Raw genomic sequence first — 7,447 nt, forward strand, 5'->3', positions numbered from 1 at the left:
CATCTAGAACAGCCCGGCTGAAAGCGCAAAAAAGAAAGCCGTCCAGGGTTTCCCCTGGACGGCTGGTCGAGCCCCCCTGCCCGTTCCCCAAAAAACTCTGACTGAAGTGCTGCCGGCCGCCTGAGCGGCCACTTCTGGAGTGACTTGAACGTGCCATGGATCTTTTCCGGCGGCAACGTAAACCCTTTGTTAACCTTAACGTCCCCGACCCGTTAACAACTGTTACTGAGACTGGCACGCGTCCTGCTCCGCGCCTCATGTAGTCCTCAAGATTGAAGCGATTCTGTCCAACGATGGGACATCAGGCACAGAAGCGCTCGGAGCGGAGCAATATGAAACAGAAAGGATCGCTGGCACTGTTCCAATACTGGAACCGCCTTCGCGACGGCCGACCCGCGCCCAAACGCACGGAAGTCGAGCCGGCCGATATCAAGGCGCTGCTTGCTGACACTTTCATACTCGAGCGCGACACCCGTGGCGAAGCGGTCTTCCGCCTCGCCGGCACCCGGCTGTGCGCTACCTTCGGCCGCGAGCTCAAGGGGTTTTCGTTTCCCTCGCTGTGGCGCCAGAAGGACCAGCGGCTGATGGCCCGCCTCGCCTATGGCGTGTTCCAGCAGAAGTCGGTGGTCGTCATCAATTTCGAGGGCTTCACCGCGAGCCTGCGGGCAACAACCTTCGAAATGCTGCTCCTGCCGCTCGACGGCGGCATCGAAAACCCGCGCAGCCTGGGCGTGCTGTCGAGTGTCGACCGGCCGTTCTGGCTCGGTTCCGACCCGCTCACCGACGCAACGATCGACAGCGTGCGTGTCGTCGACCCAGACCTTGAGCCGATGTTCCTCAGGAACCGCCCAGCCGTCACGGTGCCTTCGCTCGCACCAAGCGATTCAGCCGTGGAGGGCGGCCCGAACCCGCTCGATGGCGCACGCCGCATTCGCCACCTTTTCGTCCTTGAAGGTGGGCGCGAAGAATAGCGCCCGCACACCTCCCGCAAGGGCAGCGCCTACGCGTTTTATTAACCTCTCTGGCGGTATTTTTCCGCAATAGCTCCCCGATGCGGTTCGTTGGGAGTTGACAGATATGAGGGTACCATGAGGCCAGCGGCGATTGACTACGCGCCGTCACGGGCGGAACGGCGCAACTTCCAGCGCGTCCGGGTGAAGATCTACGGCCGTTTCATGCTTGAGGATCGCACCGAGCATGCCGGCCAGGTGGTCGATATGTCGCCCGGCAATGTCGCTTTTCGCACCGATCGCTCGGGTGCCGCAGGCGAAAAGGTGATCGCCTATATCGATCACATCGGACGCATCGAAGGCGTCATCACCCGCACCTTGCCGGATGGCTTTGYCATGACGGTCATCGCTTCCGAACGCAAGAAGGACAAGCTGGCCGCCCAGCTCACCTGGCTTGCCAATAAGCACGAACTCGACCTGCCCGAGGACCGCCGCCACGAGCGTGTCGCGCCGCGCAACCCGATCAACGTCTTGCAGCTCATCGACGGCCGGCAATATCCCTGCCGGATCATCGACCTGTCGCTTTCTGGTGCCGCCCTCGAGATCGAGGTCAAGCCGGCGATCGGCGTGCAGGTCACGCTCGGCACCATGCGCGGTCAGGTCGTGCGTCACTTCGAAGACGGCGTCGCTGTCGAATTCGCCGTCATCCAGCGGCCCGACTCGCTCGACACAGAGTTCAATCGCCCGCGCACCTGACGGTCGGGCTACCGCCCACATCCCCAGATACCAAGCATGAAGGCTGGCTTCCTCATGGACGCCGGCCTTCTTGCTTTCCAGGAGCCGCTCCATTCCACACCGATAGGCGAACATGCATTTCGGCCTAGCACCGCAATGCCATTTCGGCACAGCTTGCGCGCAGCGGCCAATCATAGCCCGGCGTCGCCCCGATCGATAAAATTGTAATCAAATTTTCTGCAAATTTTATTCTTATTCTATTCTTTGTTTACGAGAGTTCTCTCTTGTTTTTACTCAACATCTACTGCGTTACTTTGCGTGAAATAAATCCGCGCCTGTCATTGTCTCCCTCAACAAGGAGACTACAAAATGATCAAGCGTCGGGGATGGCTGTTGGTTCTGGCTGCAGCACTTCAGGCTGGCACCTTGGGCAGTGCCCTTGCTGCCCCGACCGTCATGAAGACCAATGGCCGCACGACGCAGCCTATCGGCCACTACGAGCTGTGCAAGCGTTCGCCGATCGAATGCAATGAAAAGACGGCGAGCAAGGCTCCGGTCGAACTGACCCGTACGCTGTGGAAGGCAATGATCGCCATCAACAACGAGGTCAACACCGCTGTTGCGCCGCGCACCGATATGGAAGCCTGGGGCCAGGAAGAATATTGGTCCTATCCCGACAATGGCGTTGGCGACTGCGAAGACTATGCCATGGAAAAGCGGCGCAAGCTGATGCAGCTCGGCGTGCCGGCCGGCGCCCTGCTGATGACGGTGGTTCGTCAGCCAAATGGCGAAGGCCACGCGGTCCTGACCGTGCGCACCAGCCTCGGCGAATACATTTTGGACAATCTCGACACACGCGTCCTAGCCTGGAATGAGACCGAATACACCTATCTGAAGCGCCAGTCGGAGCAGAATTCAGGGGTCTGGATTGGCATCAATGACGGCCGCGCCGACGCAGTCGCGTCGGTCCGCTAGGCTTCAGCGGAAAAACCCGGTCGCGTCCCACCCTCCCCGTCCCCAACGACCGGGTCTAGGAGCCGGCCCATTTCCCCGGGCCGGCTCCGCCTTTTTGGGCGGATGCCTTGTTCTTAATCGGCGACCTTCACCAATCCGGCGCGAAACCTGCGCTGGTTGGCGACATAATGATCAGCCGATTTGCGCAGCCGCTGGGCTGCGGCGTCGTCGAGGGTGCGGATGGCCTTGGCGGGCGACCCGACGATCAGCGAATTGTCTGGGAATTCCTTGCCTTCGGTCACCAGAGCGCCGGCACCGACAAGGCAGTTCCTGCCGATCTTGGCGCCATTGAGCACGATCGCCCCCATACCGATCAGCGAATTGTCGCCAACCGTGCAGCCATGCAGGATGGCGCGGTGGCCGATGGTGCATCCCTCGCCGATATCAAGCGGAAAGCCCGGATCGGTGTGCATCACCGTGTGCTCCTGGACATTGGAGCGCGCACCGATGGTGATCGGCTCGCGATCGCCGCGGATCGCAGCCCCAAACCAGATGCCGACATCACGTCCGATCCTGACGTCGCCGACAACGGCAGCGTCTGGTGCGATCCAGTTGCTGTCGCGGTCCTCGAACTGCGGTTCAACCCCATCGAGAGCGTAAAGCGGCATCATCTTTCCTTCCTGTGCGCGTCGCGGGCAAACTATGTAGCGGTCGCCAGCAAGGCAAGCGCGACGCGCCTTTAACGCAGCATTAACCATGCGCGCGCAATGTCGCCCCATATCGGTTCCCTGGAGCACCTGCTGCGCAACGCGCGGCGATTGCGGAAATCCGATGCTCGACCATACGAGCCGCCGGCGACCCTGGAGACAACAGATGAAGCAAGAGGCGACTGACAGCTCCGGCTTTGACGTTGTCAATTCGGCGCTGATGATGAAGGTCTTCTACGGTTTCGCCGTACTTGCCGTTCTCTCGGTGGCGATCAGCCTCGGTGGCCGCTGGTTCGGGCACACCATCGCGCTCGCCGGCTATACCGACGACATCACACCGCACGAGGTCGTCATCGGCAACGATGTCATCGCGGTCCCCTCCAACATGATCCGTTTCGAAAAGGCCCGTCACAACGGCATCGCCAGCCGGCTCGACCTCTATCTGCGCTGGCCTGAGATGGACGGCTATAGCGAGGCGGCGCGTGCTGCCTTCAACAATACCGACGGCAACAAACGCATCATCTTCCTGGGCCTCGAGCCGCGCATGATGACGCGCGACATGAGCGGCCGCCTCACCCCCATCTACAATGCACTGACGGTCAAGCCAGGCGTTCCCGGGCCTGAAGGCATGACGCTTTACGGCTTCAGGGAAAACTCCGGCTATCTCAACGAGGTGCTGGCGGTTGCGACACGCGCCGGCGAGCCGGCTTTTGTTGCCCGCTGCCTCAATGGTGAAGAGGCAGAACAATCGCTCGCGCCGTGCGAACGCGACGTCTTCGTTGGCAAGGATCTGAGCCTGACCTACAGATTTCCTAGGGAGCTTCTGGGAGAGTGGCGTGCGCTGGATCGGGCGGTTATCGCCAAGACGAATGCCTTGTTGCACGTCAAATGACGCCACGCGACAAGCCGCGCGGCGTCAGGCTTGATCAAAATCAGGCCAGATCGATGTCGAGAATCGCCATCGAGAAATTGTAGTCGCCGTCATCCTCGTCCTTGAAAACGATGCCGAGGAATTCGTCGCCGATATAGACCTCGGCCGAGTCGTCCTTGCGAGGACGCGCCTTGACCTGAAGCGTGGGGTTCTGGAACTGGCGCTTGAAATAGGCGTCGAGTTTTCTGATTTCTTCCGGCTTCAACTGTTTTCTCCGGCTTGTGGCTAGGAGCGTCATGCGTCCGTTCCGACGCGCTTGGGACGTTCCACATTGCAATGACTGCGCATCGTGCTTTGCCCGAAAACCAGACCCGATTTTCGGCCCGACGCGTTTAGAGACGCGCTTCTGACACGCCAAGCATGGCCATGTAAAGGCAAGGCTCGGCTTACCCCGTGCAATTCACACAGGCATCCCAGACACCAGGATGCCGGTGCTTGCCCGCTTCAAATATCGAAGCTGACGACGTGATCCATTGTCTGCGACGGCAGCAACTGGTCCATCTGGCTCGACGGACGGTCGCAGCCGGTTTCGCCGACAACACGCGCCGGAACCCCAGCCACTGTCTTGTTGTGCGGGACGGGCGACAGCACCACCGAACCGGCGGCGATCTTCGAGCAATGGCCGACCTCGATGTTGCCGAGGATCTTGGCGCCTGCGCCGATCAGCACGCCGTAACGAATCTTGGGGTGGCGATCGCCGCCTGCTTTACCGGTTCCACCCAGCGTCACGCCGTGCAGGATCGAAACGTCGTCTTCGATGACAGCGGTTTCGCCGACAACCAGGCCGGTGGCGTGGTCGATGAAGATGCCCTTGCCCATGCGTGCGGCCGGATTGATGTCGGTCTGGAACACCGATGACGAGCGGCTCTGCAGATAGAGCGCGAAATCCTTGCGGCCACGGTTCAACAGCCAGTGCGCCAGCCGGTGTGTCTGGATGGCATGGAAGCCTTTGAAATAAAGCACCGGCATCAGGTAGCGGTCGCAGGCCGGGTCGCGGTCGTAATAGGCCTGGATGTCGGTGCGCACCGTATCGCTCCAGTCCGGACTATCTTCGAGCATCGCGTAAAAGGTCTGGCGAATGAGGTCGGCGCCGAGATCCTGATGCGCCAGCCGCTCGGCCAGGCGATGGATCACTGCCTCTTCCAGCGTGTCCTGGTTGAGGATCGTGGCATAGAGGAATGCCGCCAGCAGCGGATCGCCCGCCACAGCGTCTGCCGCTTCGTCGCGTACCGACTTCCAGATCGGGTCGACCGGCTTCAATGAGCCGTGGCGCGCAGCGGATATGGTGTTCATCGACGGTCTCCGTTCACTGCCGGCTTGTGCAATCCCGCGCGGGACATATAAGCCAGATATTAGCACGAATGAACTCAATTTTCCTTAGTGCTCGTTCAAGTGGATTTGGTTCGCGGATATTCAAGGCGTCATGGAAACTGAACCCTTGCTGGAGACGATGCGCGACGGCGAGGCGGCCATCGTCATCATCCGCCCGGCGCTCGAGAACGCGTTCACCCAGGCCGACCGGCGCAAATCTGTGTTCAAAAGGCGGTGATATGTCTCTGATTGACCACGCCACCAAGACGGAGCTGACGAAGCTTTATCAAGCCGACGACCGGCATTATCACGGGATCCGCCACATCGAAGCGCTTTTGGCGCTGGCCGACGAATATCGCGCCGAGCTGAACGATCCTGAGGCCATCGAGGCTGCGATCTGGTTCCACGATGCGATCTATGACAGCCGCCGCAAAGACAATGAGGCGCTAAGTGCCGCCCTTGCCGCCGACAAGCTCCAAGGGCAGATCGACGCCCTTCACCTCGCCCGCCTCGTCAAGATGATCGAAGCGACCGCCACGCACGAGGTCCCTGATTTCGACGACGCGGCGGCGAACAACGATGCCGCCCTGCTGCTCGACATGGATCTGTCGATCCTCGGCGCACCGGCAAAAGCCTTTGACGCTTACGAAGACGCCGTCAGGCGCGAATATGGCTGGGTCAGCGATGCCGACTGGCGCGCCGGACGCGGTGCGGTGCTGCGCAACTTCCTCGCGCGGCCACGCATCTTCCACACCGACGTTTTTGTATCGCGCTTCGAAACCCAGGCCCGGGCCAACATGGAACGCTCGCTGGCGAGACTTGACGATTAGAGACTCAGATCGGGTGTTCGGCCAGAAACTCGAGCACGCGCTTCTTAAAAGCCTTGTCGCCGACGGCCAGCATGTGGTCGCGGCCCTCGATGTCGAAGCTTTCGCCATGCGGCATCAACCGGGCGAGTTCGCTTGGCGAGCCAGCGATATCGTCCTTGGTGCCAACGGCAACTAAGGTCGGTTGCATGATCCGCCTGATATCGTTGTCGCTCACCAGTTCGCGCGAAGTGGAAATGCAGGCGGCAAGCGCCCGGCGGTCGCTGCGCGTCTGGTCGGCAAAGGCGCGGAACGTTTTCGCGCGCGGCTGCGTGGTCGTCGAAGGGTCTTCCGCCAAGAGCGCCGAAGCGATCGGGTCCCAATCGCCAACGCCGTCGACCATGCCGATGCCAAGTCCGCCGAACRCCAGTGTTGCCACCCGTTCGGGTGCTTCCAGCGCCAAGAATGCCGAAACGCGGGCGCCCATCGAATAACCCATGACATGGGCGCGCTCGATGCCGAGATGGTCGAGCAGCGCGAGCGCGTCGCCGGCCATCTTGCTTGGCGTGTAGTCGGCCTCGTCATAGCTCTTCGACGAGCCGCCATGGCCACGGTGGTCGAAGGCGATGGCGCGGTAGCCCGCCTCGCTCAGCGTCTTGAACCAGCCCGGCGACACCCAGTTGACGAAGTGGCTGGAGGCAAAGCCATGGATCATCAAGACCGGCTCTCCGCTTCCCGCGCCGGTCGGCGGCAGATCGAGAAACGCCAGGTCGAAGCCCTCATGGGAAAAGTGATCGATAGCCATCGTCGCTCCGTTTGATCGTGGCCCGAAAGCCTCAGGGATTGCCGTCGACTGCGGTGATCGCCCGGTGCTTGAGCGTGACGCCCTTGGCGATGCCCGTCTTGGCTGCCGTGCCAGCCTTGAGTTCGAGCACGAAACGCGCCGGCTCTTCCGGTGCTATTACCGCCTCTGAAAACGGCGTGCCCGGCAGCACGTCGAGAACCTTGCCATCGAGACCGGCAAAGACAAGGTCGAGCGGCAGCGGCGTGTTC

General features: G+C 61.2%; 11 protein-coding genes. 6 read left to right on the forward strand and 5 right to left on the reverse strand.

Translation table 11 applies throughout. The features are described 5' to 3' along the window. The first annotated feature begins 332 nt into the window (after positions 1-332). From AC1DUU_RS18095 to AC1DUU_RS18105, 3 genes are all read left to right on the forward strand, one after another. Complete coding sequence (locus tag AC1DUU_RS18095) at positions 333-971, forward strand: PAS domain-containing protein (protein WP_476784789.1); 639 nt, start codon at positions 333-335, stop codon at positions 969-971. Between the two features lie 117 nt (positions 972-1,088). Beyond that, positions 1,089-1,706: a PilZ domain-containing protein gene (locus AC1DUU_RS18100; RefSeq protein WP_476784790.1), complete on the forward strand. Its 618-nt coding sequence runs from the start codon at positions 1,089-1,091 to the stop codon at positions 1,704-1,706. A 348-nt stretch (positions 1,707-2,054) separates the two neighbouring features. Then, positions 2,055-2,660: a transglutaminase-like cysteine peptidase gene (locus tag AC1DUU_RS18105; RefSeq protein WP_476784791.1), complete on the forward strand. Its 606-nt coding sequence runs from the start codon at positions 2,055-2,057 to the stop codon at positions 2,658-2,660. Positions 2,661-2,773: 113 nt separating this feature from the next. On the opposite strand, the gene AC1DUU_RS18110 is transcribed toward AC1DUU_RS18105, so the two are convergent. Beyond that, complete coding sequence (locus AC1DUU_RS18110; RefSeq protein ID WP_476784797.1) at positions 2,774-3,307, reverse strand: gamma carbonic anhydrase family protein; 534 nt, start codon at positions 3,305-3,307, stop codon at positions 2,774-2,776. Positions 3,308-3,512: 205 nt separating this feature from the next. On the opposite strand from AC1DUU_RS18110, the gene AC1DUU_RS18115 reads away from it, so the two are divergent. Continuing rightward, positions 3,513-4,238 (forward strand): hypothetical protein, encoded by a 726-nt coding sequence (locus AC1DUU_RS18115; protein WP_476784792.1) that lies wholly within the window; start codon positions 3,513-3,515, stop codon positions 4,236-4,238. 40 nt (positions 4,239-4,278) lie between these two features. On the opposite strand, the gene AC1DUU_RS18120 is transcribed toward AC1DUU_RS18115, so the two are convergent. Further along, complete coding sequence (locus AC1DUU_RS18120) at positions 4,279-4,482, reverse strand: DUF3126 family protein (protein WP_055970710.1); 204 nt, start codon at positions 4,480-4,482, stop codon at positions 4,279-4,281. A 239-nt stretch (positions 4,483-4,721) separates the two neighbouring features. Then, positions 4,722-5,570 carry a serine O-acetyltransferase gene (gene cysE / locus AC1DUU_RS18125; protein ID WP_476784793.1) on the reverse strand — a complete coding sequence of 283 codons (849 nt, stop codon included), beginning with the start codon at positions 5,568-5,570 and terminating at the stop codon, positions 4,722-4,724. Between the two features lie 130 nt (positions 5,571-5,700). Between cysE and AC1DUU_RS18130 the strand changes: the two genes are divergently transcribed. Together AC1DUU_RS18130 and AC1DUU_RS18135 are read left to right on the forward strand one after the other, a co-directional pair. Beyond that, positions 5,701-5,826, forward strand: a complete 126-nt coding sequence (locus tag AC1DUU_RS18130; protein ID WP_476784794.1) for a hypothetical protein — start codon at positions 5,701-5,703, stop codon at positions 5,824-5,826. A 1-nt stretch (position 5,827) separates the two neighbouring features. Continuing rightward, the gene (locus AC1DUU_RS18135; RefSeq protein ID WP_476784795.1) at positions 5,828-6,418 is read left to right on the forward strand and encodes an HD domain-containing protein; all 591 of its coding nucleotides are present in this window, start codon (positions 5,828-5,830) and stop codon (positions 6,416-6,418) included. Between the two features lie 4 nt (positions 6,419-6,422). Here AC1DUU_RS18135 and AC1DUU_RS18140 read toward each other — a convergent pair whose 3' ends face one another. Both AC1DUU_RS18140 and AC1DUU_RS18145 read right to left on the reverse strand, forming a co-directional pair. After that, positions 6,423-7,193: an alpha/beta fold hydrolase gene (locus tag AC1DUU_RS18140; RefSeq protein ID WP_476784798.1), complete on the reverse strand. Its 771-nt coding sequence runs from the start codon at positions 7,191-7,193 to the stop codon at positions 6,423-6,425. A gap of 37 nt (positions 7,194-7,230) precedes the next feature. Continuing rightward, positions 7,231-7,447 (reverse strand): DUF192 domain-containing protein (locus tag AC1DUU_RS18145; protein ID WP_476784796.1); only part of this gene is annotated, 217 nt, incomplete at its 5' end.

Source organism: Aminobacter sp. P4_H6_2 (assembly GCF_056400805.1).